General features: G+C 66.1%; 22 protein-coding genes. 20 read left to right on the top strand and 2 right to left on the bottom strand.

Translation table 11 applies throughout. From position 1 onward, the window contains the following. Nucleotides 1-53 precede the first annotated feature (53 nt). Entirely contained in the window at nucleotides 54-2,150 is a 2,097-nt protein-coding gene (gene glgB, locus CAP13_RS05315; protein ID WP_085830539.1) for a 1,4-alpha-glucan branching protein GlgB, read from the bottom strand. A gap of 324 nt (nucleotides 2,151-2,474) precedes the next feature. Between glgB and CAP13_RS05310 the strand changes: the two genes are divergently transcribed. The 8 genes from CAP13_RS05310 (at nucleotide 2,475) to CAP13_RS05275 (ending at nucleotide 13,452) form a co-directional block, all read left to right on the top strand. Beyond that, nucleotides 2,475-3,128 (top strand): thiamine diphosphokinase, encoded by a 654-nt coding sequence (locus tag CAP13_RS05310; RefSeq protein WP_085830538.1) that lies wholly within the window; start codon nucleotides 2,475-2,477, stop codon nucleotides 3,126-3,128. A gap of 235 nt (nucleotides 3,129-3,363) precedes the next feature. Beyond that, on the top strand, nucleotides 3,364-6,009 hold the full coding sequence (adhE, locus tag CAP13_RS05305) for a bifunctional acetaldehyde-CoA/alcohol dehydrogenase (protein WP_085830537.1): 2,646 nt from the start codon (nucleotides 3,364-3,366) through the stop codon (nucleotides 6,007-6,009). An 84-nt stretch (nucleotides 6,010-6,093) separates the two neighbouring features. Then, nucleotides 6,094-6,858 carry an aminoglycoside phosphotransferase family protein gene (locus tag CAP13_RS05300; protein WP_085830536.1) on the top strand — a complete coding sequence of 255 codons (765 nt, stop codon included), beginning with the start codon at nucleotides 6,094-6,096 and terminating at the stop codon, nucleotides 6,856-6,858. 121 nt (nucleotides 6,859-6,979) lie between these two features. Next, the gene (locus CAP13_RS05295) at nucleotides 6,980-7,966 is read left to right on the top strand and encodes a zinc-binding alcohol dehydrogenase family protein (protein ID WP_097677671.1); all 987 of its coding nucleotides are present in this window, start codon (nucleotides 6,980-6,982) and stop codon (nucleotides 7,964-7,966) included. 168 nt (nucleotides 7,967-8,134) lie between these two features. Next, nucleotides 8,135-8,323: a 50S ribosomal protein L28 gene (rpmB, locus tag CAP13_RS05290; RefSeq protein WP_085830535.1), complete on the top strand. Its 189-nt coding sequence runs from the start codon at nucleotides 8,135-8,137 to the stop codon at nucleotides 8,321-8,323. Between the two features lie 559 nt (nucleotides 8,324-8,882). After that, on the top strand, nucleotides 8,883-9,392 hold the full coding sequence (locus tag CAP13_RS05285; RefSeq protein WP_085830534.1) for a MarR family winged helix-turn-helix transcriptional regulator: 510 nt from the start codon (nucleotides 8,883-8,885) through the stop codon (nucleotides 9,390-9,392). Beyond that, the gene (locus tag CAP13_RS05280; protein ID WP_085830533.1) at nucleotides 9,389-11,641 is read left to right on the top strand and encodes an ABC transporter ATP-binding protein; all 2,253 of its coding nucleotides are present in this window, start codon (nucleotides 9,389-9,391) and stop codon (nucleotides 11,639-11,641) included. The genes CAP13_RS05285 and CAP13_RS05280 overlap by 4 nt, the downstream gene beginning before the upstream one ends. Further along, nucleotides 11,641-13,452 (top strand): ABC transporter ATP-binding protein, encoded by a 1,812-nt coding sequence (locus CAP13_RS05275; RefSeq protein WP_245798916.1) that lies wholly within the window; start codon nucleotides 11,641-11,643, stop codon nucleotides 13,450-13,452. Before CAP13_RS05280 ends, CAP13_RS05275 begins: the two co-directional genes overlap by 1 nt. A 709-nt stretch (nucleotides 13,453-14,161) precedes the next feature. Here CAP13_RS05275 and CAP13_RS05270 read toward each other — a convergent pair. Next, nucleotides 14,162-15,082, bottom strand: a complete 921-nt coding sequence (locus CAP13_RS05270; protein WP_143764896.1) for a hypothetical protein — start codon at nucleotides 15,080-15,082, stop codon at nucleotides 14,162-14,164. Between the two features lie 869 nt (nucleotides 15,083-15,951). On the opposite strand from CAP13_RS05270, the gene CAP13_RS05265 reads away from it, so the two are divergent. From CAP13_RS05265 to CAP13_RS05210, 12 genes are all read left to right on the top strand, one after another. Beyond that, complete coding sequence (locus CAP13_RS05265; protein WP_085830530.1) at nucleotides 15,952-16,305, top strand: Asp23/Gls24 family envelope stress response protein; 354 nt, start codon at nucleotides 15,952-15,954, stop codon at nucleotides 16,303-16,305. A gap of 36 nt (nucleotides 16,306-16,341) precedes the next feature. Beyond that, nucleotides 16,342-18,024 carry a DAK2 domain-containing protein gene (locus CAP13_RS05260; protein ID WP_085830529.1) on the top strand — a complete coding sequence of 561 codons (1,683 nt, stop codon included), beginning with the start codon at nucleotides 16,342-16,344 and terminating at the stop codon, nucleotides 18,022-18,024. A gap of 27 nt (nucleotides 18,025-18,051) precedes the next feature. Continuing rightward, the gene (locus CAP13_RS05255; RefSeq protein WP_085830763.1) at nucleotides 18,052-19,716 is read left to right on the top strand and encodes an ATP-dependent DNA helicase RecG; all 1,665 of its coding nucleotides are present in this window, start codon (nucleotides 18,052-18,054) and stop codon (nucleotides 19,714-19,716) included. Further along, nucleotides 19,713-20,345: a 16S rRNA (guanine(966)-N(2))-methyltransferase RsmD gene (gene rsmD, locus CAP13_RS05250; RefSeq protein ID WP_085830528.1), complete on the top strand. Its 633-nt coding sequence runs from the start codon at nucleotides 19,713-19,715 to the stop codon at nucleotides 20,343-20,345. The genes CAP13_RS05255 and rsmD overlap by 4 nt, the downstream gene beginning before the upstream one ends. 106 nt (nucleotides 20,346-20,451) lie before the next feature. Then, the gene (gene coaD, locus CAP13_RS05245) at nucleotides 20,452-20,955 is read left to right on the top strand and encodes a pantetheine-phosphate adenylyltransferase (RefSeq protein WP_085830527.1); all 504 of its coding nucleotides are present in this window, start codon (nucleotides 20,452-20,454) and stop codon (nucleotides 20,953-20,955) included. A gap of 59 nt (nucleotides 20,956-21,014) precedes the next feature. After that, nucleotides 21,015-21,515, top strand: a complete 501-nt coding sequence (locus CAP13_RS05240) for an ATP synthase subunit B family protein (protein WP_085830526.1) — start codon at nucleotides 21,015-21,017, stop codon at nucleotides 21,513-21,515. Between the two features lies 1 nt (nucleotide 21,516). Beyond that, nucleotides 21,517-22,071 carry a YceD family protein gene (locus tag CAP13_RS05235; protein ID WP_085830525.1) on the top strand — a complete coding sequence of 185 codons (555 nt, stop codon included), beginning with the start codon at nucleotides 21,517-21,519 and terminating at the stop codon, nucleotides 22,069-22,071. Nucleotides 22,072-22,190: 119 nt separating this feature from the next. Further along, a complete protein-coding gene (gene rpmF / locus CAP13_RS05230) occupies nucleotides 22,191-22,370 on the top strand; it encodes a 50S ribosomal protein L32 (RefSeq protein ID WP_085830524.1) in 180 nt (59 codons plus the stop codon). A 133-nt stretch (nucleotides 22,371-22,503) separates the two neighbouring features. Then, nucleotides 22,504-23,532: a phosphate acyltransferase gene (locus tag CAP13_RS05225; protein WP_085830523.1), complete on the top strand. Its 1,029-nt coding sequence runs from the start codon at nucleotides 22,504-22,506 to the stop codon at nucleotides 23,530-23,532. A 58-nt stretch (nucleotides 23,533-23,590) separates the two neighbouring features. After that, complete coding sequence (locus CAP13_RS05220; protein ID WP_085830522.1) at nucleotides 23,591-23,833, top strand: acyl carrier protein; 243 nt, start codon at nucleotides 23,591-23,593, stop codon at nucleotides 23,831-23,833. A 7-nt stretch (nucleotides 23,834-23,840) separates the two neighbouring features. Beyond that, nucleotides 23,841-24,566, top strand: coding sequence for a ribonuclease III (gene rnc, locus CAP13_RS05215; protein ID WP_085830521.1), 726 nt, complete (start codon nucleotides 23,841-23,843; stop codon nucleotides 24,564-24,566). Nucleotides 24,567-24,572: 6 nt separating this feature from the next. Continuing rightward, on the top strand, nucleotides 24,573-25,263 hold a 691-nt coding region (locus tag CAP13_RS05210), incomplete at its 3' end, for a chromosome segregation SMC family protein (protein ID WP_179184947.1).

The following is a 25,263-nucleotide window of genomic DNA, read 5'->3' as shown; positions in this document are numbered from 1 at the left end:
ACGTTCCTCTCCTGGGGCACCGGGCCCCGTTCTGGGTGCTATGTGGGCCCGGGTCAGCTCTTCCGCTTCTTGGGTGCGGCCGCCTTCTTCTGCTTCTTGGCGGCCGGTTTCGCTTTGGCCGCGCCCTTGGCGGCCTTGGCGCTTGCGCCCCGGGGTGATGTGCGTTTGAAGATGACGCCGGCGAGCGGCGGCAGGGAGGGGGAGATGGAGTTCTCCCGACCGTTGACCTCCCCGGCACGGCTTCTGAGCGCGCGCGGGTTCACCTTGCCGGAGCCGCCGAAGCGCCCCGCATCGGAGTTGAAGATCTCCTTCCACGAGCCGGCGGCGGGCACGCCCACCGGGAACCGCTCGTAGTAGGCGGGGGTCAGGTTGATGATGACTAGGAGGTCGTCCTCAGCGCGGGCGCCGTGACGGATGAAGCTGATGATGGACCGCTCGGCGTCATCGGGGTCGACCCATTCGAAGCCGCCCTGCTCGTAGGCGCGTTCCCAGAGCGCGGGCTCGGCGGCATAGAGGCGGTTGAGCTCGCGCATGAAGGTGCGCTGCCCCTCATGGAGCGGGAACTCGTCGGCAAGGAACCACTGGATGGACTCGTAGTAGCGCCACTCGATGTACTGCCCGATCTCATTGCCCATGAAGGAGAGCTTCGCGCCGGGGTGCGTCATCTGGTAGAGGAAGAGCGAGCGCAGGCCCGCGAACTGGCGCCACTGGTCGCCCGGCATGCGCTGGATGAGCGAGCACTTGCCGTTGACCACCTCGTCGTGGCTGAGCGGCAGCACGAAGTTCTCGTTGAAGGCGTACATGATCGAGAATGTGAGGAGCCCGTGGTTGCCGGGGCGCCAGGGGAAGTCGGTCTGCATGTAGTGCAGGGTGTCGTTCATCCAACCCATGTCCCACTTGAGATGGAAGCCGAGGCCCCCGTCGGCGTGCGGATAGGTCACGAGGGGCCAGGCCGTGGACTCCTCGGCGATCATCAGGACATCGGGGTGGGCGGCGCCCATGGCTGTGTTGACCCCGCGCAGGAAGGCCGAGGCGTCGAGGTCCTCCTCGGTGCCCAGGTGGTTGAACTTCTTGGCGCCCGCATCGTCCACGCCGAAGTTCAGGTAGAGCATGCTCGAGACCCCGTCCACGCGGATCCCGTCGACATGGAAGACATCGGTCCAGAACAGGGCGTTCGAGGTGAAGAACGAGACCACCTCCCCGCGGCCGAAGTCGACCTTGTGCGTGCCCCAGTTGGGGTGGATCTCCCGCTCGTAGAGCATGTGTCCGTTGAAGGACGAGAGCCCCTGCGCGTCCGCGCAGAAATGGCCGGGCACCCAGTCCATGATGACGCCCACGCCGGCCGCATGGCAGGCGTCGATGAGGGTCATGAGCTGCTGGGGGGTCCCGTAGCGCGAGGTGGCGGCGAAATACCCCGTCGCCTGGTAGCCCCAGGACCCATCGAAGGGGTGCTCGTTCAAGGGCATGATCTCGATGTGCGTGTAGCCCATCTCGACCACGTAGACGACGAGCTCGCGGCTGAGCTCCTCATAGCTCAAAGGTGTGCCGCGCTGGGCGGGGAAGGGGTCGCCGGGGCCGGGGTAGGTGCCATCGGGCAGGGGCTCCCCCTGGGGCTCATCGCCGTGGCGGCGCCAGCTGCCGAGGTGGACCTCGTAGATGTTCAGCGGCATATGGAGCAAGTCGCGTTTGGCGCGCGCCTTGAGCCAGGGGCCGTCATGCCAGGCATGGCCGTCGAGCGACCAGAGGCGCGAAGCGGTGCCGGGAGCCTCCTCTGCGAAGAACGCATACGGGTCGGCCTTGTAGAGGAGCCCGCCGTCATCTGTCTCTATGAGATATTTATAGAGGTCGCCCGTCTCGGCGCCGGCGACGAAGCCGTGCCAGAGGCCGCTGTCGGCGATCGGGTCCATCGGCGCGGCCTCGGAGTCCCAGCCGTTGAAGGCCCCCACGACGGCCACGCGGCGCACACCGGGCGCCCAGACGCAGAAGCTCCATCCCTCCTCGCCATCGCGGGTATCCGGGTGGGCGCCCATCTTCTCCCAGCTGCGCTGCCAGGTGCCCTGGCGGAACAGGTGGATATCGTCATCGGTGATCAGGAGGCAGGGTGCGCCAGGTTTCTTGCTCGCCTTCGAACTCACAACAATCAACCCCATCCGTCCTGTGGCTGATCAGCCATGCCGATATACTCGGGCGGAGTGGCTCCGGCGTTGGAAACCCGGTTCCCGTGCAGGGGCTCCGGACAAACGCGGAACCAGTAGCACCCTCTTGAATGTATCATGCGCAATATGCTCCCTGACCTCACAAGATGTGGGATGGTCGAAATTGGACCCTGGGCGTTACATGAGATCATCACACTTGACAAAAGGTTGTAAATGCTCATTAGCCGCATAACCCCATTTGTCTGCTAGGATTTACTCGACGGTGTCGGATGCACGGATGCGGTCTACATCGGATGCACAACTATAAGGAGGCGCTGTATGCGCGTGCTCGTAGTGGGGGGATCGCCCGAAGTGGCGGCGGTGGAGACGATCAGGCGGGCGGCTCATGGCTGCGACGCCGTGGTCGCGGTTGACGCGGGCCTCGACGCACTCCGGTCGGCGGGCGTCGAGGCCGACCTGTTCTGCGGCGATGCGGACTCCGTGGGTCCCGCGGGGGCCGCGGCGGTGCGGGCGGCCGAGCGGACGGGCGGCCCGATGGAGGTCGAGCGCTATCGGCCGCATAAGGACTACTCCGATCTCAACCTCGCCCTCGACGCGGTTGCGCGTCGGTGGCCGGGGGCGACGGTATGCGGCACCTGCCTCTCGGGCGGGCGGCCCGATCATTTCCTCGAGGCCCTGGGGTGCCTGCTCACATGGGAGGGCCCGGTGGAGCTCGTCGAGGACGCCTTCTGCGGGCGGATTCTCAAGGGGGGAGAGGCCTGGCATCTTCCCCCGGAGGCGAGCGGGAGGACCTTCTCCTTCATCCCGGTCGCGCCTGCCGCCGAGGTCTCCATCGCGGGGATGCGTTGGGAGCTCGATCACCGGCGGTGCACCCTGCTGGAGGATCTGGGGATATCGAACGTGGTCGAGGGGGAGGCCCCCCAGATCTCCTGCCACGAGGGGACGATCGCGTGCTGGCTCTTTACCAAATGATGATGAAGCGTTTCAAAAAACTGATGTGCAAACCGTTCGCCGGTTTACACATTCGCTCAATGAGGCGATAGGGCAGATGAGAGTGCAGCTACAACGCTTCTCATGATGGTTTCTAGGATATTGAATCGCTTCAATATTTTTCTACCGCTCGCCGCTTGATGCCTACCGGTGAAGGCCCCCACCTATAGTGGGACTTGGTTCTTTCTGTCCCATCGATCACATGAAGGAGAACCGCATGGCGAGGAAAGCAACGGCAACACCCACCAAGGCGCTCGTCGACACCGTCGAGGCCCTCGAGGCGAAGCTCGTGCGCATGCGCGCGGCGCAGGAGGCGTTCGCGCACTTCACGCAGGAGCAGGTCGACAAGATCTTCTACGAGGCCGCCATGGCCGCGAACAAGGCCCGCATCCCGCTGGCGAAGCTCGCGGTCGAGGAGACCGGCCGCGGCGTGTTCGAGGACAAGGTCATCAAGAACCACTACGCCGCCGAGTACATCTACCATGCATACAAGGACACCAAGACCTGCGGCGTCATCGAGCGCGACGAGGCGCTCGGCATCACCAAGGTCGCCGAGCCCATCGGCATCGTGGGCGCGGTCATCCCCACCACGAACCCCACCTCAACGGCGATCTTCAAGTGCCTGATCTCCCTCAAGACCCGCAACGCCATCATCATCTCCCCGCACCCCGCGGCCGCCAAGTGCACCATCGCCGCCGCCAAGCTCGTGCTCGACGCCGCCGTCGCGGCGGGTGCGCCCGAGGAGATCATCGGTTGGGTGGACACCCCCTCCATCGAGCTGACGAACATGGTCATGCGCGACGTGGACATCATCCTGGCCACCGGCGGCCCGGGCATGGTGAAGGCGGCTTACTCGAGCGGCAAGCCCGCCCTCGGCGTCGGCGCCGGCAACACGCCCGTCGTCATCGACGACACGGCCGACATCCTGCTCGCGGTGAACTCCATCATCCACTCCAAGACCTTCGACAACGGCATGATCTGCGCGAGCGAGCAGTCCGTGACCGCGCTCGACTCCATCTACGGCGCCGTCAAGGCCGAGTTCGAGCGTCGCGGCTGCTACTTCGTGAAGCCCGGCCGTGAGGTTGAGGCCCTGCGCGAGGCCATGTTCAAGAACGGCGCCCTGGATCACCGCATCCCCGGTATGCCTGCCGCTAAGATCGCCGAGCTCGCCGGCATCGAGGTGGCGCCCAAGACCAAGATCCTGATCGTGGAGGCGGAGTCCACCGACCCCGAGAAGGAGGAGTTCAGCCACGAGAAGCTCTCGCCCGTGCTCGCCATGTACCGGGCGGCTGACTTCCAGGAGGCCGTCGACAAGGCCGAGCACCTCGTGCTCGCCGGCGGCCCGGGCCACACCGCCTCGCTCTACGTGCATCCCGCCGAGGCCGAGAAGATCGCCCTGTTCGAGGATGTCATGAAGGCCTGCCGCATCGTGATCAACACGCCCTCCTCCCAGGGCGGCATCGGCGATCTGTACAACTTCGGCATGAAGCCGTCCCTGACCCTGGGCTGCGGCTCGTGGGGTGGCAACTCAGTTTCCGAGAACGTAGGGGTGAAGCACTTGCTCAACGTCAAGACCGTGGCCGAGCGCCGCGAGAACATGCTCTGGTTCCGTGCCCCCGAGAAGGTCTACTTCAAGAAGGGCTCCACGCCGGTCGCCCTTGATGAGCTCGGCAGCGTCATGGGGAAGAAGCGCGCCTTCATCGTCACCGACCAGTTCCTCTTCAAGAACGGCAACACTCGCGCGATCGAGGCCAAGCTCGACGAGATGGGCATTGCGCACGACTGCTTCTACGACGTCGAGCCCGATCCGAGCCTGCAGTGCGCCCTGCGCGGCGCCGCGCAGATGCGCCTCTTCGAGCCCGATGTGATCATCGCCGTCGGCGGCGGCTCCGCCATGGACGCCGGCAAGATCATGTGGGTCATGTACGAGCACCCGGATGTCAACTTCGAGGACATGGCCATGGACTTCATGGACATCCGCAAGCGCGTCTACACCTTCCCGGAGATGGGCAAGCGCGCCTACTTCGTCGCGGTCCCGACCTCCTCGGGCACCGGCTCGGAGTGCACGCCCTTCGCCATCATCACCGACAAGGAGACGGGCATCAAGTGGCCGCTCGCCGACTACGCCCTGCTGCCCAACATGGCCGTCGTCGACGTCGACAACGCCATGTTCGCCCCGCGCGGCCTCACCGCGGCCTCGGGCATCGACGTCATGACGCACGCCATCGAGGCGCACGTCTCGATCATGGCGAGCGACTACACCCGCGGCCTGTCCATGAAGGCGGCCAAGCTCGTCTTCGACAACCTCCCGGCGGCCTACGAGTACGGCGCGAAGGACCCGCACGCCCGCGAGGAGATGCACAACGCCTCCGCCATGGCGGGCATGGCCTTCGCTAACGCCTTCCTCGGCCTCAACCACTCCATGGCCCACAAGCTCGGCGCCTTCCACCACATCCCGCACGGTCTCGCCAACGCCGTCATCCTGACGCGCGTCATGCGCTACAACGCCGCCGAGGCCCCGGTCAAGATGGGCACCTTCTCGCAGTACCCGTTCCCGAACGCGATGGCCGCCTACGCCGACATGGCCCGCTACTGCGGTATCACGGGCGCTGACGACGCCGAGGTCTTCGAGAACTTCGTGGCCGCGCTCGAGCAGCTGAAGGAGACGATCGGCGTGAAGAAGACCATCGCCGAGTACGGCGTGGACGAGAAGTACTTCCTCGACACCCTCGACAAGATGTGCGAGCAGGCCTTCGACGACCAGTGCACGGGCGCCAACCCCCGTTACCCGCTCATCAGCGAGATCAAGGAGCTGTACCTGGACGCCTACTACGGCCGTGAGCCGCAGTCCTACGGCGTCTAAGGGTTTCGTGTTCCAAGGCAGGTAACCGGTCCCGCCGCGGCGGGACCGACCGGCCCCGCGGGGTCGCAAAGAAAGGATACGCGCATGCTGCTTCCCGATTCCCGCACGCTCATCGTCGAGCGTGGCAACAAGAAGGTCTACGACCTCGGTGACAAGATCGCCAAGGTGTTCAACGGCACCAAGCCGGTGTCGGACGTCTTCAACGAGGTGCTGAACCTCTCCCGCGTGAACGAGACCGGGATCGCGAGCCCGAAGGTGCTCGAGGTCTCCGAGGTCGCCGGCGAGGGATGGGGGATCCTGACCGAGAAGGTGCCGGGCGTCACCCTCGCCGAGAAGATGGCCGAGGATCCGAGCCGCTTCTACGAGTACCTCGAGCGCTTCGTCGACCTGCAGATCGACGTGCACCGGCACCGCAGCCCGCTGCTGCCGCGCCAGCGCGACAAGTACAGCCGCATGATCAACGGCCTCGAGGAGCTCAACGCCACCCAGCGCTACAACCTGCTCGAGCGCCTGGACGGCATGGAGCGCCACCACCGCGTCTGCCACGGTGACTTCAACCCCACGAACGTGATCGTGTCCGAGGACGGCTCGCTCTCCATCTGCGACTGGGCCCACGCGACCCAGGGCTCTCCCGCCGCTGACGCGGCGATGACCTTCCTGCTCTTCGCCCTCACCGACAAGCAGCAGGCCCAGGCCTACCTCGAGCTCTACAGCGAGCGCGCCGACGAGCCGATCCAGGTGGTGCGCAAGTGGACCTCGATCGTGGCCGCCTCTGAGCTCGCGCGGAAGCGCCCCGATCAGGACAAGGAGTTCCTCCTCGGTTGGATCGACGTCTTCGATTACCAGTAAGGTATCAGGTCGTTGCCCCGGCGCCCCGTTCGAGCGCCTAGTGCCAAGCGCCCCCGTCCCCACCGTCGTGATGGGGACGGGGGCTACGAGTCAGCGATCATTTGTTGAGACGGGAGGCATCATGGGTGACATGATGCGCGCGGTTGTGCTCGAGGGTCCCGGGCCCGCTGAGAGCCTGTCGATCCGTGAGATTCCCCGGCCCCGCCCCCGACCGGGGTGGGTCCTCATACGCGTTCGGGCCTTCGGTTTGAACCGATCCGAGCTGCACACCCGACTTGGGTTGGCGGGCGACACGGTCACCTTCCCGCGCGTTCCGGGTATCGAGGCAGCCGGTGTCATCGAGGAGGATCCGTCCGGCACGTTTGTCCCGGGCCAGCAGGTGGTGACCATGATGGGAGGCATGGGGAGGAGCTTCGACGGGGGCTACGCGCAGTACACCTGCGTCCCCGTGGACCAGGTTATCCCCTTCTCATCCGGGCTCGGCTGGGAGGTCGTCGGCGCTGTCCCCGAGATGCTCCAGACGGCCTTTGGATCCTTGACCGTTGGCCTCGATGCGCGACCCGGGCAGTCTCTGCTTATTCGAGGAGGGACATCCTCGGTTGGGATGGCCCTGGCGGTCCTTGCCAAACGGCGCGGTATGACGGTGCTCTCCACCACGAGGGACCCCGATAAGGTGACCGCGCTGACCGCGCTGGGGGTCGACCATGTCATCGTCGACGACGGGTCGGTCTCCACCGAAGCCCGTGCGATCGTGCCGGGCGGCGTTGACGCCGCCGTGGAGCTCGTAGGCGCGCCCACCCTGCGTGACACCCTCGCGTCCACACGCGTCCACGGGGTCGTTTGCTTCACGGGTATGCTGTCGAACGTCTGGACGGTGCCCGATTTCTACCCCATCGACTACATCCCGCGCGGTGTGCGCCTCACCGCCTATGCCGGCGAGGCGGCCGACCTTCCCGCCGAGGTGCTCCAGGAGTACCTGGATGACGTGGCCTCCGGTGCCGCCGTCGTCCCGGTGGGCCGTGTTTTCAACATGGACCAGATCGTCGATGCGCACCGGCTGATGGAGGAGGGCGGTGCCCGCGGTAAGATCGTGGTCCTCACTCCTTAGCGTGCGCAGGCGTCTTTGAGCGGGTCCGATCCAGGCTGACGATCCTCGGTGCGGCAAAGATCGAAAACCGGTATGTAGATTGCGCGGCGATCGAGCTCTCTGTGTTATAGTTCAATGTCGGTTTATTCACGCGGCTACCTGCCGATGCCGCCCAAGGAGGGTCAAGTCATGTCCAAGGTTTGCGAAGTCTGCGGTAAGCACCCGGTGGCGGGTCGGTCCATCAGCCACTCCCATCGTGTCACCAACCGCCAGTTCCGTCCGAACATCCAGCGCGTCTACGTTGTCGAGAACGGCACGCGCCGCAAGATGAATGTGTGCACCAGCTGCCTCAAGGCGCAGAAGGTCGCCCGTTCCTAAAGCAAGGCTCGCATCCGTGCCTCGGACTCTCCGGGTAGCCGCGGGCCTCATGGTCGATCTTGGGGGACATCCACAGGGGTGTCCCCCTTTTTTGTCGCGAATGGCCTGTGCGGGCAACTGATTCAGCGCTTGAGTGCCGGATGAGCTTTCAAATTCAGCTGGGTGCTTGGATCTGTATCAACATCCAGAGAGCATCTCGAATTTGGGACAGAAGTCCGTGCATCCAGGGGACACCTTGCACGGCTGGGTGAGAGATGTGCTCTGCGGGGTGCCTGATCTGCGAGCAACTGGATCAGTGAACAGCATACATCGTCCCGATACCCGTATTGCAGGTACTCCAACGTGCGGTCCTACTATATGCCGTCCCGGTTGAGCTGCCCCAGCTCGCTCCGCGGGCCCCATCCGTCGTGACGGCGTTATCTGCGTACGACATCGGCTGCCCCAGTTCGCTCCGCTGGTTCCGCCATGGACGTTTCATGGCGGCCCTTGTTCCTTCTACACGAAGGTATAAGATTCCTTCCGCTAGAAATTACTACTGAAAACTAGTGAAGGAGGAGACATGGAGCACGAACCTTCGGAGCGCGCGGAGCTTGATGAGATAGCGCACAAGCTCGCGCATGTTGGTGGCGCCATCATGCGCATGCACGGCCACGGCCACCCCAAGGTCGAGCAGTCCCTGCGTGGGCTCAACCTGGTCTTGAAGGTGCTGGCCACAGAGGGAGACCAGATGTCCCCCGGGGACCTCGCCCAGAAATGTGGCCTCACTGACGCCCGCATCGCCAACATCCTGCGCGTCCTCGAGGAGCGCGGCCTGGTCTGTCGCAGCCAGCAGGTGCACGACAAGCGTCGTGTCATGGTGAGTCTCACCGAGGAGGGCCGTGCCGAGGTCGAGGGAAGCATCGAGCGCATGCGTGCGTTCACCGTCGGCTTCCTCGAGGAGCTCGGCCTCGATGACGCCCGAGAGCTCCTGCGCATCCTCACGCGGACCGTCGAGATCATGCGGCGCCGGCGCGACGAGGGCCGCGCCGCCACGCCGGTGGACGTCGAGGCCGGGGAGGGGCGCGCATGAAGACCTTCTCCTTCCTCAAGCATCATAAGCTGAGCATCGTCCTCGCGCTCGCCTTGCTGATCGTCCAGGCGTTCTGCGAGCTCTCCCTACCGACCATCATGAGCGACATCGTGAACACCGGTATCGCGAACGGCGGCATCACCTCCACCGTCCCCACGACGATCACCGAGGAGGATCTCGCTTCAGTCAAGCTCTTCCTCACCTCCGATGAGCAGGCCGCCGTCGATGCGGCCTACACCGCAGACGGCTCGATGCTCACCTTCTCAGGCAGCTCAGAGGCCCGCGCCAACCTCGAGCAGGCGATGGCAGAGGCCGAGATGCTCGCCTACCAGTTCAAGGAGGGTGTGCCCACCTCCGAGTTCGTTGAGAGCGCGGGCATTCCGTCTGAGGCCGCGGCCGCCCTTGAGACCCAGCTTGGGGGCACCGTCGACATCGCTGGCCTGCAGAGGCTCATCAGCATGGGCGTCCTTGACCCAAGCGGCCTCGTGGAGGCCCGCTCCCAGCTCGTCGAGCGTCTGGGCGATCAGGCCGTCACCGCCCGTGCCATCGAGTTCGTGCGCACGGCTGAGAGCGCCGCGGGTGTCGATGTCAACCGGGTGCAGACCGATTACCTGCTCTCGCAGGGCGCCTACATGCTCGCCTATGCCGGCCTCGCCGGGCTCTGTGCCGTCGCTCTGGCGCTCAACGCCTCGCGCACGGCTGCCGCCGTCGCCCGCGACCTGCGCCATGACCTCTATGACCGCGTTCTCGCCTTCTCGCCTGCCGAGACCTCCCAGTTCTCCGCGGCCTCGCTTATCACGCGGGCCACGAACGACGTCCAGCAGATCCAGACGGTCATCGTCATGATCCTGCGCCTGGTGCTCTACGCCCCTGTGATGGGCATCGGCGCTATCATCCGCGTCGTCTCCTTCGGCGACACCGGCCTGCAATGGGTCATCGCCGTGGCCATCGTCGCCATCTCCGTGGCGGTCGGCCTCCTCATGGGCCTCACCCTGCCGCGCTTCCGGATCATGCAGAAGCTCGTGGACAAGAACAACCTCATCGCCCGCGAGATCATCACCGGCATCATGCCCATCCGCGCCTTCGGACGCAGCCGCCATGAGGAGGAGCGCTACGACCGCGCCAACTCGGAGCTCACGGCCACCTACATCTTCACGAACCGCGCCATGGCCTTCATGTCCCCGCTCATGCTGATCGTCATGAACGTCACGAGCGTCGCGATCCTGTGGTTCGGTGCCGCGGGCGTTGATGCGGGCACGCTCCAGGTGGGCGACCTCATGGCCTACATGAACTACACGATCCAGGTGATCATCTCCTTCATGATGCTCACGATGATCTCGGTCATGCTGCCGCGCGCCGATGTCGCCGCCGAGCGTGTCCGCGAGGTCCTGGCGGTTGAGCCCTCGATCTCCGAGCCCGCGAGCCCCGCGCCGGCACCTGTTGGAGGCTGGACCGGTGAGCTCGCCTTCAACGATGTCTCTTTCGCCTACCCGGGTTCTGAGGCGAACACGCTCGAGAATGTGAGCTTCATGGTGCGACCGGGAGAGACCGTGGGCATCATCGGCTCGACGGGTGTGGGCAAGTCGACCCTCGTCTCGCTCATTCCGCGCCTCTTCGACGCGACGGCGGGCACCATCACCGTCGACGGCGTCGACGTGCGCGACATGGGCCTCACCGAGCTGCGCGACCTCATCGGCTTCGTCCCGCAGAAGGGCGTCCTCTTCTCCGGAACCATCGCCGACAACATCAAGTACGGCGATCCGGCGCTTCCCGATGAGGCCGTGGAGCGCGCGGCTGCGGTCGCTCAGGCTGCCGCGTTCATCGAGGAGAAGCCCGAGGGGTACGAGAGCGCGATCGCGCAGGGCGGGTCGAACGTCTCCGGCGGTCAGCGCCAGCGCCTGGCGATCGCCCGCGCGATCGCCCGCGAGCCCAAGATCCTTGTCTTCGACGACGCGTTCTCGGCGCTCGACTACAAGACTGACGCCGCGCTTCGCGACGCCCTGGCGCATCGCGCCGCGGCGTCCTCCGTGGTGATCGTCGCCCAGCGTATCGCGACCATCATGCGGGCCGATAAGATCATCGTCCTCGACGACGGTCATGTGGTTGGCTCTGGCACCCACCTTGAGCTGCTTGAAAGTTGCCGTGCGTACCGTGAGATCGCTGAGAGCCAGCTTTCTCCCGAGGAGCTTGGCATTGCAGACGGGGTGCCCGCCCCGCGGGCGTCCGAGAAGGAAGGAGGTGAGCGCTAATGCCAGGTCATATGGGCAACAACGGTCCCGCCAGCGAGCGGGCGCGCGACTTCAAGGGAACCCTCGTGAAGCTCATTCGCTACATCGCGGCTGATTGGCTCCAGCTCCTCATCGCTATCGTGTTCGCCGTGGCATCGGTCGCCTTCAACGTGACCGGTCCGCGCATCCTCGGGGACGCCACCACGGAGCTCTTCCGGGGTGTGGCTGCTCGAGCGGCGGGCACGGGTTCCATCGACTTCGCCGCCGTCGGGCAGATCCTCGCCACGGCGCTCACCCTGTACGTCTTCGCGTCGGCGGCCAGCCTCGTGCAGGGCTGGCTCATGACGGGCATCACGCAGCGCGTGTGCTACCGCCTGCGCCGCGAGATCATCGAGAAGATCGACCGCATGCCGCTCGGCTACTTCGAGCGCGTGAGCACGGGCGACGTCCTCTCCCGCGTCACCAACGACGTCGACACCCTCGGCCAGTCGCTCAACCAGAGCGTGACCCAGCTCATCACCTCGGTGGCGCAGATCGTCGGCGTGACGATTCAGATGCTTTCGCTCTCGGTGGCGCTCGCGGGCGTGACCTTCCTCACCGTGCCCATCTCGCTCGTGGCCGTCATCGTGGTCGTGCGCGCCTCCCAGCGCCATTTCCGGCGCCAGCAGGCCCTCCTCGGCCAGGCGGACGGCATCATCGAGGAGAGCTTCTCGGGGCAGACGGTGATCCAGGTCTTCAACCGGCGTGAGCGGGCCGTGTCCGACTTCGACACGGTGAACGGCCGCCTCTTCGACTCGGGTTGGCGCTCGCAGTTTCTCTCCGGCCTCATGATGCCGCTCATGAACTTCGTGGCGAACCTGGGGTACGTGGGCGTGGTCGTGGCCGGTGCCTTCCTGGCCATCGGCGGTTCGATCCAGATCGGCGACGTCCAGGCTTTCATGCAGTACGTCCGCAACTTCACGCAGCCGATCACCCAGCTCTCGCAGGTCTCGAACATGCTGCAGATGCTCTCCGCCGCGGCTGAGCGCGTCTTCGACTTCCTGGCCGAGGACGAGGAGCCGCCCGATGTCGAGGCGCCCGCGCTTCCGCGGGTGCGCGGCGAGGTCAACTTCGACCACGTGCGCTTCGGCTACACCCCCGAGCGCACGGTGATCCATGACTTTACCCGGCGCGTCGAGCCCGGCCAGACCGTGGCCATCGTCGGCCCCACGGGCGCGGGCAAGACCACGTTGATGAAGCTCCTCATGCGCTTCTACGACGTGAACGGCGGCTCGATCTCCGTGGATGGCTTGGACGTGCGGGAATGGCCCCGGGAGGAGCTGCGCCGCAACTTCGCGATGGTGCTTCAGGACACCTGGCTGTTCAAGGGGAGCGTGCGCGAGAACATCCGCTACGGCAACGCCGAGGCGAGCGACGCCGAGGTGGAGGCCGCGGCCCGCGCGAGCCTCGCCGACCACTTCATCCGCACCCTTCCAGGTGGGTACGATTTCGAGCTCAACGAGGACGCGAGCAACGTGAGCCAGGGTCAGCGGCAGCTGCTGACGATCGCCCGCGCGCTTTTGGCGGACCGGCCGATCCTCATCCTCGACGAGGCGACCTCGAACGTGGACACCCGTACCGAGGGGAGGATCCAGCGGGCGATGGACATCCTGATGGCGGGGCGCACGAGCTTCGTGATCGCACACCGGCTCTCGACCATCCGGGGTGCCGATGTGATCCTCGTGCTCCGCGACGGCGACATCGTGGAGAGCGGCACCCACGAGGAGCTGCTTGCTGCCGATGGGTTCTATGCGGAGCTGTACGAGTCGCAGTTCGATGAGGGGGAGGAGTAGGGCAGGCCGATTGAGCGGGGTGTCCCGCCCGGTGCGTCCAACGGACGGTCGGGTGGGACGTCTTGTTTAGAGGGCGCTCCGCAGGATGCCTCGTCGGGGGCACCGGGCAGGACGCCTCATCTCAGACTTTGAGACGAGAACGTACTTTGGACCTCCCTCCCAGGCAGATTCGCATCGACCGCGGCTCCAAAGTGCGCTTCCGAGCTCTCCGATGCTCCTCGCCCATGCCCGGGGGCGAGAACCTACTTTGGACCACGTTCTCAGGCAAATCCGCATCGACTGCGGCTCCAAAGTACGCCCCCGAGCCCTAATGCTCCTTGCCCATGTTCGGGGCGAAAACCTACTTTGGACCTCACTTCCAGTCAAATCCGCCTTCAAGACCGCTCCAAAGTAGGTTTTCCACCTCATTTCGGCGCCGTGGAACCCGGTGTCGTTCCCGCCCACGCCAACGTCCCAATGCAAGCTTTGGGAGGGAAGCCTACTTTCAACCGCGTTTTCAAGCAAACCTGCTTTCAAGACCACTCCAAAGTAGATTTTCCACCTCAACTTTACGCATCGGAGCCTGGAATTGCCCCCCCCCGTTACAGGCAATCCACGCGCACTGAGGCCCTCGGTCCTGAAGGCGTCCAGGTGCATTCAAACGCCGAGGTCTCTAGAGTCTTTCTGTTCCACCTCGATCATCGCGTTTGCGAAGATTGCAACGCCCGCCTCAAAGTCCCAGCTTTCGACGAAGCTCCGCGTTGCGTTTTTGAAAACCTTTGCCGGGCCGAAAGGCGGATAGGCCAAGGCGACGACGAAGCAGACGCGCGACCTCGTATGTCTCACGCTCGCTTTTGAGTTGACGGTTGGTGAGTGTCACGACATGGTAGCCCGCTGCCTGTAGCTTAACGCGCCGCTCCGCATCGCGGCCAATGCCCTCTTTGCCGATATGAAAGGTGTCACTATCATATTCAAGGATGACCTTCCGTCGCCGCCAGGAGAGGTCGGTGATGCGGACGGATCCGTCCGCCAGCTCGATCGTGGCGTTCAGCTGCGCCAGCGGGAGGCCGTATCCTCCTTTGCGCGCTGGAAGCGACAGCAGCATGGAGACGCAGATTTCCCGCGGAGACGCAGCGCCCTCAGCGAGATAGGGGAGCAGACGATTGAGAAAAGCGGCACCTGGCACTCCTTGAAGTTGCACCAAGAACGTTTCGATCTCGCGTTTGGAGAGAAGCGGTGTCCGCTGGAACAGCTCACCCTCGTGCACGTAGAATTGGGCGGTCAGGAGATGGAGTCGGCGAAGTGTCTCAACTTCACCCAGACGCGTGGCCGTGCGGGCGAGCGCAAGTACGGGATGTTCGATGAAGATATCCCTTCTGACGTGGAAGAACGAACCCGCTGGGAGGTCCTTCTCATATATATGAGCGAACACCCGGGTAGAGAGGCGTTTCTTTGCCCTGTTCGACACGGCGACGTGAAGAGGCATCGAGCGAATGCCGAGATCGGCCAGCTGCTCGATCGGAAGGTCTCGAGCCGCCGCAGTGGAGAGGGCGAACTGCTCCGTGCTCGCGGGGTGCGTGAGCATCCGCCGCGTCGGGCGGTTGCTGAGCCAGAAGCGCAATGCCGATATGTCACAGATGAAATATGCCATGAGACGAGCGTACGCGAGAACCGTGGGCGGGGCTTGAGGATGTAGAAGAAAAAACCACGACCTTACAGATGACTGGACAGTTTCTATATTCGTGCCGGTCGGGGGGCTCTTTGTCGGAGAGCTCGCATGCCCTTTTCGTTGTCTGTATACAAAGCCGAGTTCGCCGTTTGCCCTTTCACGGAAGCGAGTATCGGTTCCGTAGGCAGAGGGAGATGCCCTCGCCGTGCTGGGGGCGCCGACCACCGGGACCGGTTCCGCGGGCAGAGAGATGCCCCCGGCCGGGCAGGGCGGTCGGTCGTTCGAGATCTCCACGCAAACGTCATCTCGTAGCCCGTTCTTGGCAAAATGCCCTTGAGGCCTAGTCGAGATGACGTTTTCCGGCCCATTCCTACCAAAGACCTCGAGAGCTCGGAGGGGCTTGTCGCGTAAAGGGTGGTGCCAATATCCACATGCCCTGTGACAAAGCTCTGCGATAAACGTCATTTCAAAGCCCGTTCTTGGCAAATTGCCTCGAAAACCTTGTTGAGATGACGTTTTGCCGCCAAAATGCGCCCGCCAACCCTCTTGCATCCAAAAGCCTCCGTAAGCTCTGATCGAGCTCCCACAAGCGCTGTCTGCGCCCCAGGCCAAGGCCGCATCCCCAGCTCGCTCGCATCCGCGCACGCCATCGCACGGGCCGCATGTCTCGGAGATCCGCCTCAAGCGCATGGGCCCGTCGTACACGGGCGCCCGTGCTCATTTGCCTGGTGGACACCCATGCGCATATGAAGGTGAATCATGTGGCTGCCAAGTCCTGCTCCGCGATGTAAAATACAAGTTTGACTGCTCCCGTATCCGGGTGCCCGTGGGCACGAAGGAAGGAGAATTCCGTGTCTGAGAACATCGCTGGGACGCTCTCCGTCTCGAACGACGTGATCGCCGACCTCGCCGGCTATGCCGCGCTCTCCTGCTACGGCGTGGTGGGCATGGCCGAGCAGCTCCAGGGCGCCGAGTCCGTGCGCCTCCTCGCCGGCCAGCGCCTGCGCAAGGGTGTGCTCGTCGCCGCCGACGACGACGGCCTCACCGTCGACCTGCACGTGGTCGTCGAGTCCGGCGTCAACATCAAGTCCGTCAGCGAGAACCTCGCCAGCTCGGTGACGTTCACCTTGGCTGAGATCGCCCAGATCGATCCCGGCAAACTCAAGATCGCCATTCACATCGACGCCATGAAGTCGCGCGCCTAGCCGCGCCTGCGCACACGAGTTGGAGTTGCACACCAGATGATTGCACAGACTGTACGCACCTGCTTCCCCGCTGCCGCGGCCGCCGTCGCGGACAAGGCGGAGGATATCAACAAGCTGAACGTCTTCCCGGTCCCGGATGGGGACACCGGCACCAACATGTCCCTCACCCTGGCATCGGTCGTGAAGGAGCTCGCCGCCCTTCCCGCCGACGCCGACATGGAGGCCATCGCCGGCGCCATCACCCACGGCTCCCTCATGGGCGCCCGCGGCAACTCGGGCGTCATCACCTCGCAGATCCTGCGCGGCGTCGCCGAGGGCCTCATCGAGGCCCGCGAGCCCGTCACGGCGGCCGACATCGCCTCCGCCTTCCGCCGTGCGGTCAAGGTCGCCTTCCAGGCCGTGCGCAAGCCGGTCGAGGGCACGATCCTGACGGTGCTGCGCGATGTCTCGACCAAGGCCGACGAGTGCGAGAAGCGCCGCTTCACCGCCCCCGAGGCCCTCGACGCCATCGTCGTCGAGGCCTATCAGTCCGTGGCGCGCACCCCCGATCTGCTGCCGGTTCTGAAGGAGAACGGCGTCGTCGACTCCGGCGCCTTCGGCTTCGCCATCTTCCTCGAGCACTTCGTCTCGGCCGCGCTCGGCCGCACGGCGAACATGGACGCCTTCCAGACCACTTTCGAGACCGCGCCCGCCACGTCGGGCGATGACGCCCGCGCCGAGGCCCTCGGCCGCGTGGAGATCGAGGCGAACGACGACTGGGAGGGCTCGGAGTACCGCTACTGCAACGAGTTCCTCTTCAAGGCAGATGCCCCCTTCGACGAGGAGGAGACCCTCACCTTCCTGGCGAGCATGGGCGATTGCGAGCTCCTCGTGGGCGCCTACCCCGATTACAAGATCCACGTGCACTCCAACACGCCGAACCTGGTTCTTGCGCACATGCTCGAGCTCGGTCAGGTGTATGAGGTCTTCATCCACAACATGGACATGGAGTCCCGCGAGCGCACGGCCAAGATCCACGCTGACCAGGAGGCCGCCGCACCGGACGCGCCTGCGAAGCCCCTCGGCTTCGTCGCCGTGGCCGCCGGCTCAGGTGAGGCCGAGATCCTGACCTCGCTCGGCGTCGACGAGGTCGTCGCCGGCGGGCAGACCATGAACCCGAGCACGGCCGACCTCCTGGACGCCGTGGCGAAGGTCAACGCCGAGTCCGTCATCATCCTGCCGAACAACGGCAACATCCGCATGGCAGCCGAGGCCGCCGCGGCCGCCTGCGAGGACAAGCAGGTCGCCGTCGTGCCCGCCAAGAGCGTGCCCCAGGCCTTCGCGGCCCTCTTCGCCGTCGTGCCCGGTGCCCCCCTCGACGAGGTCGTGGAGGCCATGACCGAGGCGCTCGAGGATGTCCGCGACGGCGAGGTCACCCGCGCGGTCCGCGACAGCCAGGCGAGCGACGGCAGCCCCATCCACGATGGCGATGTGATGGGCATCATCTCAGGCTCGATCGATGTCGTGGGCTCCGACGTGGCCGAGGTCACGCTCGCTTGCATCAAGCGCATGCAGGATGAGGAGGAGGGCGGTTCGCTCACGATCCTCGCCGGCGAGGATATGGACGACGAGGCCTTCTCCGGCCTGCTTGAGCGCATCGAGGAGGCCCATCCCGATCTCGAGATCGACGCCCATCGTGGGGAGCAGCCGCTCTACCCGGTGATCTTCTCCATCGAGTAGGGCACGCGCGTGTCCCGCGGCTGCGATATGCCCCTGGCCGCCAGCCGTCTCGCGCGCGCTGGCGCCTTGGACGGCGACGTCAGGCGTCTGCGCTACGTGAACGAGAGCAGGGGCGAGGCGCTCCATCGCCTGCGGATCGAGAGCGTGCGCGATCTGCTCACGCACATCCCCCGGCGCTATCTCGACTTCTCCCGTGCCCTGCGCATCGAGGAGGCGCCGATCGGGCAAGTCGCGACCATCGTGGCGACGGTCGACCGGGTGGTCGAGAAGCGCCCCCGCCCCCGCATGGTCGTGACCGAGGTCCATCTCATGGATGAGACCGGCGTCCTCAGAGCGGCCTTCTTCAAGCAGCCGTGGCTCTCGCGCCAGCTCAAGCCCGGCGACCGCCTGGCCCTCATCGGCAAGGTCGAGTTCGCCTTCGGCTTCAAGCAGCTCACCTCGCCCACCTTCGAGCGCTTGGACGAGGGCGCCGAGACCGGCTCCATCCTGCCCGTGCATCCGGTTTCAGAGGGCATCTCCCCCGCGTGGATGCGCAGGATCACGGCCGGCGCCCTGGAGGCGGTGGGCGTCTTCCCCGATCCGGTGCCCGCCCCTCTGCGCGCACACCGTCGCCTCATGAGCGCATCGCGCGCCCTGTGCACCATCCATTTCCCCGCGACCTTGGCCGAGGCGGGCGAGGCCCGCCGGCGCCTCGCCTACGACGAGGTGCTCTATCTGCAGCTTGCCCTGCGCCTGCGCACCGAGTCTGACCTCGTGGGCGTTCCCGCGATCGCGCATGAGGTGGGGGAGCGCGTCGCCGCCCTCCGCGCGGCCCTGCCCTTCGCTCTGTCGGACGAGCAGGAGGCGGCCCTCGCCGACATCCTCGCCGATATGACCGTACCCGACCGCATCATGAGCCGCCTGCTCCTCGGCGATGTGGGCACCGGCAAGACGGCCGTCGCCTCCGTCGCCCTCGCCGCCGCCGCCGACACCGGCACCCAGGCCTGCGTGATGGCGCCCACGGGCGTCCTCGCGCAGCAGTACACAAAGAGCTGCGGGCCCCTGCTCGATGCTGCGGGCATCTCCTGGGCCCTGCTCACCGGCGGCACGCCGGCCGTTGAGCGGGCGCACATCCTCGAAGATCTCGCGGCGGGCCGGTTGACGGTTCTCATCGGCACGCACGCGGTCCTCTCTGAGGACGTCGCCTTCCGCAACCTCTCGCTCGTCGTGATCGATGAGCAGCATCGGTTCGGCGTCAGCCAGCGTACCACCTTGCGCACGAAGGGGCCGGGGGCCGATCTGCTCGTCATGACGGCCACGCCCATCCCGCGCACCCTCGCGCTCTCGTTCTTCGGCGATCTCGACACGAGCGTCATCCGCCACCGCCCCGTTCCCGGTGCCGGCGTGGCGACACGGGTCCTCGCCGAGGAGAACNTGGGCGCCCTGGAGAAGACCGCAGACGGCTTCGAGCTCGCCGAGCGCGATCTGCGCCTGCGCCATGAGGGCGAGATCCTCGGTTACCGCCAGAGCGGCGGGGTCAGCCTGCGCTTCGTCGACCTGGCGGCCGACGCGGACCTCGTCGAGGATGCGCACGTCGACGCCGTGGAGCTTCTGCGCGCGGCCCCGCATCTGCGCTCGACGGCCACGCTGCCCCTGCGCCACGAGGTCGTGGAGCGGTTTGGAGACAAGTTCCTGGAGGTGAGCGGCGCATGAGGATCGTCGCAGGTGAATGGCGTGGTCGGAAGCTCGCGGAGCCCCGCGGTCGCGCGGTGACCCGGCCCACGACCGACCGTGTGCGCGAGGCCATGGCATCGATGGTGGACGCGGCTTTGCCTGACGGCATCGAAGGCGCGCGCGTTCTGGACGCCTTCGCGGGCTCGGGTGCCCTCGGTCTCGAGATGCTCTCGCGCGGCGCCGCGTTCACCACCTTCTTCGACATCGATCGGGGCGCGGCGGCGCTCGTGGGGAAGAACCTCGAGGCCTTCTCCTGCAGCAGGTCCCGCTACCATGTCGTGACCGGCGACGTCCTCGCCGCATCCGCGCGGGGTCGCGTGCCCGGGGCTCCGTTCGACCTCGTGCTCGTGGACGCGCCCTACGCGCTCGGTGCCGCGCCGGCCGTTGAGCTGCTCGAGGGCCTCGCTGCCACGGGATCTCTCGCGCCGGGCGCCCTCGCCCTCGTGGAGCATGCGGCGTCGGACGACGGCGCCCGTCCGGCGGGTTTCGGGGTCGTCCGCGAGAAGCGCTACGGCGGGACGGCCGTCGACCTTCTGCGCTTGGAAGACGGCGGTTCCCGCGCCCCCGCCTCCACCGACCCGGCCGCCCCGACCGGCGGCCGCGCATGATCTGCTCCCGTCCTCGCGGGCGCAGGACCCCCGCATCCAACCGCGGCGCGGACACGGCATCATCGTGTGCCCCCCGCGTCCGTCCAACGACTGCAAAGGAGGTCGCATGACCGCCATCATCGATCACGCGCTGGTGCCCGGCACCTTCGATCCCATCACGTTCGGCCACATCGATGTCGTCCGCCGCGCGCGCCGCATCTTCCCGCAGGTGACCGTCGCCGTCGCCGCTTCGATCGGCAAGCGCGGGGGAACCACCTTCACGCTCGAGGAGCGCGTCGACCTCGCGCGCGCCGCGCTCGCGGCCACGCACGGCACCGAGGACGTCGCGGTCCTGCCGATGACCGGCCTGCTCGTCGACTTCGCACGCGAGCAGCGGGCCGGCGCCGTCGTCAAGGGCCTGCGCGCCATGACCGACTTCGAGTACGAGCTCCAGCAGGCCGATCTCAACTTCCGCCTCGATGAGGAGCTCGAGTCCATCTTCGTCATGAGCGCGCCGCGCTACGGGTACCTCTCATCCTCGGTGGTCCGCCAGATCGCCTCCTTTGGAGGGGATGTGTCGGAATTCGTCCCGCCCTGTGTCGCCACCGCCCTCAGGGCGCGGTTCGTATAGGGATCCTGCAGCTTGTGCTACCATGGAACGCTGAAGCGAACCCGTTGAAAGGAGACCGGATGCCGGGCGATAACCTTCCTGGCGAGAGGATCGAGAGCTTGGTCGATGAGCTGAGCGGCATCATCCAAGACGCCAGGCCCCCTTTCGGCAAGAGCGCGCAGTTCAAGGTCATCGAGACCGATCTCTTCTTCAACATCCTCGATGAGATCCGCATGAGCTACCCCGAGGAGTGGCAGCGCTCGCGCCGCATCCTGAAGGAGCGCGACGAGCTCCTCGCCTCCGCGACGGCGCAGGCCGACTCCATCATCGCCGATGCCCAGCAGCAGGCGCTGACCATCGCCGGCGAGCAGGAGATCGTGCGTCTGGCGCAGCAGCAGGCCGATGAGATCCGCGACCGCGCCAACCAGTACGAGCGTGAGACCCGCTACGCCGCGGAGGACTACGCCGAGCAGGTCTTCACCCACCTCGAGGAGAACCTGAAGTCGCTGACCTCGACGGTTGCCCGCTGCCGCCAGCAGCTGAACGAGGGTGCGAGCCAGCAGCAGAACGGTGCCTGGTAGCATGGGGGACGCCTCGGTCATCATCGACCTCGCGGGCCGTCTCGAGAACCCGGGTGAGTCAATATCCCGCACGGGGACCCTCGAGGCGCGCTCATACACGGTGGGGGACAAGGAGCTCGGGGTGCCCGCCGGCATCTCGTACGACGTGGTCCTCACCAACGCCGGTGACGGCATCCTCGTCACGGGCCTCGTCCGCGCGCATGCGGAGGGGACCTGCGACCGCTGCCTCGATCTCGCTCGGGTGGAGATCGCCGGCGAGATCGAGGAGTACTACCTCTTCCAGGCGCCGGAGGACACCGAGGAGGCGGAGGACATCGACTACGAGCTCCTTCCCGAGGACCGCGTGATTGATCTCGCCGCCCCCATCATGGACGCCGTGGTGATGGACACGCCGTTCGTGGTGCTCTGCCGCCCGGACTGCCAGGGCCTCTGCCCAACCTGCGGGGCCAACCTGAACCGGGAGACCTGCGATTGCGCGGAGAAAGCGGAGCGCGCGCGGGTCGAGAGCGATGAGAACCCCTTCGCCGCCCTCAAGAACCTGAAGCTCGACGACTAGCACCCGCAGTCGGCCGTCTTGTGGAAGGCTTATATTTTCGCTGGACATACCGTCCAAGCATGCTAGTATCAATCCTTGCGCGTGATCGTGCCAGGATTGAGTGATGAAGAGAGGTCAACATGCCAGTACCTAAGCAAAAAAAGGGCCGCGCGAAGACGCATTCCCGTCGTTCCGCCAACATGAAGATTTCCGCCCCGGCGCAGTCCACCTGCCCCCGCTGCGGTTCGGTCAAGCTTCCCCACCATGTGTGCCCCAACTGCGGGTTCTACAAGGACCGCGAGGTCATCGTCACCGAGTAGCGCTAGGGCCGCTACGGTTGGAGGCGTGTTGAAGCTTCTCGTCACCGCAGGTGGGTCGCATGGCCCTGCGCATCGCGAATCTGATTTCGGCCGGCTCGGTGAGCCGGCCGTTTCTCGTTAGGGGGAACTTCCGATGGATCAGACAGCACCCGTCCGCGTTGCCGTTGACGTCCTGGGCGGGGATGAGCCGCCCGAGGTCGTCCTCGACGGCATCGCCGCCGCGCTTGACCGCGACCCCGCCCTCACGGTGCTCGCCGTGGGCCCGGCGGCGCTCGTGGAACCCTTCGCGGCCGCCCATGAGCGCGTCTCGTCCCTCATCGCCGAGGAGACCATCGAGATGGGGGAGGATCCCATCCACGCCGTCATGACCAAGCGCAAGAGCTCGATCGTCCTGGGCTGCCGGGCGGTCAAGCGCGGCGAGGCCGAAGGTTTCTTCACCGCGGGATCGACCGGTGCGGCCGTCTCGGCGGGCACGGCCTACATCACCCCCTTCAAGATCGAGGCCGGCGATGGCCGTCGGCCGATCCGCCCCTGCATTGTCTCGCCGCTGCCTAACCGCGCGGGCGGGCTCACCGTCTTCTGCGACATGGGCGGCAGTCCGGATGTCGAACCCAAGGACATCGTGCGCTACGCCCAGATGGGCGCTGCCTACGCCGAGGCGGTCCTCGGCATCTCCGCGCCGCGGATCGGCCTGCTCTCGAACGGCACGGAGGAGCACAAGGGCTCCGAGTTCACCCGCGCCTGCTATCCGCTGCTCGCCGAGGCGGTCCCCGGCTTCGCGGGCAACTGCGAGGGGGGCGACCTCACCTCGGGCGACTTCGACGTCGTGGTCACGGACGGCTTCACCGGCAACGTGGCCCTGAAGGCCACCGAGGGGGCGGCCAAGCTCCTCCTCTCAGAGATCAAGGGCGCGCTTCTGGGGTCGCTCACCGGCAAGATCGCGGCCCTGCTCATCAAGGGCAAGCTCGCGGCCGTGCGCGACAAGCTCTCAGGGGACGCACACGGCGGCGCGATGCTCCTCGGCCTTAAGGGGGTGCTCCTGATCGGGCACGGGGCCACGAGCGTCGAGGCGGTGGCGAACGGGACGCTCGCCTGCGCCCGCACGATTCGCGCGGGGCTTGTGGCGAAGGTCGCCGACGCGGTCCCCGGTATCGTTCGGTGAGGTACCATACACCGGTAAGAGCATCCGGGCGCGGAGCCCGGTGATTGAGAGGAGTGCCATGGAGCGCACGGAGATCATGAACAAGGTCGGCGAGATCGCCGCCGACGTGCTGGGTGTCGATGTCGCCGAGATCTCGGAGGGCACCACCTTCGACGATCTGGACGCCAACTCGCTCGACCGCCTGCAGCTCGTCACCGCCATGGAGGACGAGTTCGACATCGAGATCCCCGACGAGAAGCTCGAGGCCATCGGGTCGGTCTCCGACGCCGTCGAGGCCATCGAGGCCGCCCTGGAGGCGTGAGGCCGGCGTGGCTGCATCCACACGAATCGAGACCGCAGAGGAGATCTGCGGCCACACCTTCCGCGACCGCACGCTGCTGCGGGCCGCGCTCACCCATCCGTCAGCGGTGGAGGGCGAGCCTGTCTCGGCGTCCTATGAGCGCTTGGAGTTCCTCGGCGACTCGATCCTCGGGTCGGTCGTGGCGCTCTCCCTGTTCAAGAGCTATCCCGATCTCGACGAGGGGAAGCTCACGCGCCTGAAGGTCTCGCTCGTCTCGGGCATGACCCTCTCGGAGGTGGGGGAGGAGCTCGGGCTCGCCCCCCTGATCACCTTCGGGCCGTCCGAGAGCGGAACCGGCGCGCGCGGGCTCCACTCGGCGCTCGAGAACGTCTACGAATCCCTGGTGGGCGCCCTCTACCTCGATGGCGGCTGGGAGGCGGCCGAGGCGTTCATCACGCGGACGCTCCGCCCGCATCTCGCCGCCGAGCGGGCCGAGCATCCCACGAACCCCAAGTCCTTCCTGCAGGAGTGCACCCAGGCCGATCACCTGGGCACTCCCTCGTACAAGCTCGTGGGCACCGACGGGCCGGCGCATGAACCGGTCTTCACGGCCGTCGTGCTCCTCGACGGGGCGCGCCAGGGTCGGGGGAGCGGTTCGTCCAAGAAAGAGGCCGAGGCCGCGGCCGCGCTCGACGCGCTTGAGCGGCTCGGCTACACCACCAACGGCGTCATCCTCGAGCGGAAGCACGGGTAAGCTCGCATGTTCCTGAAATCCCTCACCCTCAAGGGCTTCAAATCCTTCGCCGACCGGGCGCACATGACCTTCGAGCCCGGCCTCACGGTGATCGTCGGCCCGAACGGATCGGGCAAGTCGAACGTCTCCGATGCGATCCTCTGGGTGCTCGGCGAGCAGAGCGCCAAGCAGCTGCGCGGCCAGGCCATGGAGGACGTCATCTTCTCGGGTTCGTCGGCCCGGCAGCCCGTGGGGGTCGCCGAGGTGACCCTCGTGCTCGACAACGCCGACCACGTTCTGCCGGTCGATTTCAACGAGGTGGCCATCACGCGGCGGATGTACCGCTCGGGCGAGAGCGAGTACCTGATCAACCAGAGCCCCTGCCGCCTCATGGACATCCAGGACATCCTGCACGACTCCGGCCTCGGCAAGGACACCCATTCGATCATCTCCCAAGGCAAGCTCGACGCCATCCTGCAGAGCCGCCCCGAGGAGCGCCGGTCGCTGATCGAGGAGGCCGCCGGCATCTCGAAGCACAAGCGCCGCAAGGAGCGGGCAAGTAAGAAGATCGCCTCGATGGACGCCCATCTCACCCGGGCCCGTGATATCAACCGCGAGCTCACCCGCCAGCTCCGCCCCCTCGAGCGCCAGGTCGACCGCGCCCGGAAGCACCGAGACCTCACCGAGCGCGCCGGGCGCCTGACGCGCATCCTCGCTG

The organism is Collinsella vaginalis, from assembly GCF_900176655.1.
In the GTDB taxonomy this organism is placed as follows: domain Bacteria; phylum Actinomycetota; class Coriobacteriia; order Coriobacteriales; family Coriobacteriaceae; genus Collinsella; species Collinsella vaginalis.
The sequence above is the reverse complement of the archived record's forward strand: the minus strand, read 5'-3'. Positions and strand labels throughout refer to the sequence as shown.

Coding starts and splice junctions, on each gene's coding strand:
- glgB (WP_085830539.1), bottom strand. CDS start 2,150: ATGGGGTTGATTGTTGTGAGTTCGAAGGCGAGCAAGAAACCTGGCGCA.
- CAP13_RS05310 (WP_085830538.1), top strand. CDS start 2,475: ATGCGCGTGCTCGTAGTGGGGGGATCGCCCGAAGTGGCGGCGGTGGAG.
- adhE (WP_085830537.1), top strand. CDS start 3,364: ATGGCGAGGAAAGCAACGGCAACACCCACCAAGGCGCTCGTCGACACC.
- CAP13_RS05300 (WP_085830536.1), top strand. CDS start 6,094: ATGCTGCTTCCCGATTCCCGCACGCTCATCGTCGAGCGTGGCAACAAG.
- CAP13_RS05295 (WP_097677671.1), top strand. CDS start 6,980: ATGGGTGACATGATGCGCGCGGTTGTGCTCGAGGGTCCCGGGCCCGCT.
- rpmB (WP_085830535.1), top strand. CDS start 8,135: ATGTCCAAGGTTTGCGAAGTCTGCGGTAAGCACCCGGTGGCGGGTCGG.
- CAP13_RS05285 (WP_085830534.1), top strand. CDS start 8,883: ATGGAGCACGAACCTTCGGAGCGCGCGGAGCTTGATGAGATAGCGCAC.
- CAP13_RS05280 (WP_085830533.1), top strand. CDS start 9,389: ATGAAGACCTTCTCCTTCCTCAAGCATCATAAGCTGAGCATCGTCCTC.
- CAP13_RS05275 (WP_245798916.1), top strand. CDS start 11,641: ATGCCAGGTCATATGGGCAACAACGGTCCCGCCAGCGAGCGGGCGCGC.
- CAP13_RS05270 (WP_143764896.1), bottom strand. CDS start 15,082: ATGGCATATTTCATCTGTGACATATCGGCATTGCGCTTCTGGCTCAGC.
- CAP13_RS05260 (WP_085830529.1), top strand. CDS start 16,342: ATGATTGCACAGACTGTACGCACCTGCTTCCCCGCTGCCGCGGCCGCC.
- rsmD (WP_085830528.1), top strand. CDS start 19,713: ATGAGGATCGTCGCAGGTGAATGGCGTGGTCGGAAGCTCGCGGAGCCC.
- coaD (WP_085830527.1), top strand. CDS start 20,452: ATGACCGCCATCATCGATCACGCGCTGGTGCCCGGCACCTTCGATCCC.
- CAP13_RS05240 (WP_085830526.1), top strand. CDS start 21,015: ATGCCGGGCGATAACCTTCCTGGCGAGAGGATCGAGAGCTTGGTCGAT.
- CAP13_RS05235 (WP_085830525.1), top strand. CDS start 21,517: ATGGGGGACGCCTCGGTCATCATCGACCTCGCGGGCCGTCTCGAGAAC.
- rpmF (WP_085830524.1), top strand. CDS start 22,191: ATGCCAGTACCTAAGCAAAAAAAGGGCCGCGCGAAGACGCATTCCCGT.
- CAP13_RS05225 (WP_085830523.1), top strand. CDS start 22,504: ATGGATCAGACAGCACCCGTCCGCGTTGCCGTTGACGTCCTGGGCGGG.
- CAP13_RS05220 (WP_085830522.1), top strand. CDS start 23,591: ATGGAGCGCACGGAGATCATGAACAAGGTCGGCGAGATCGCCGCCGAC.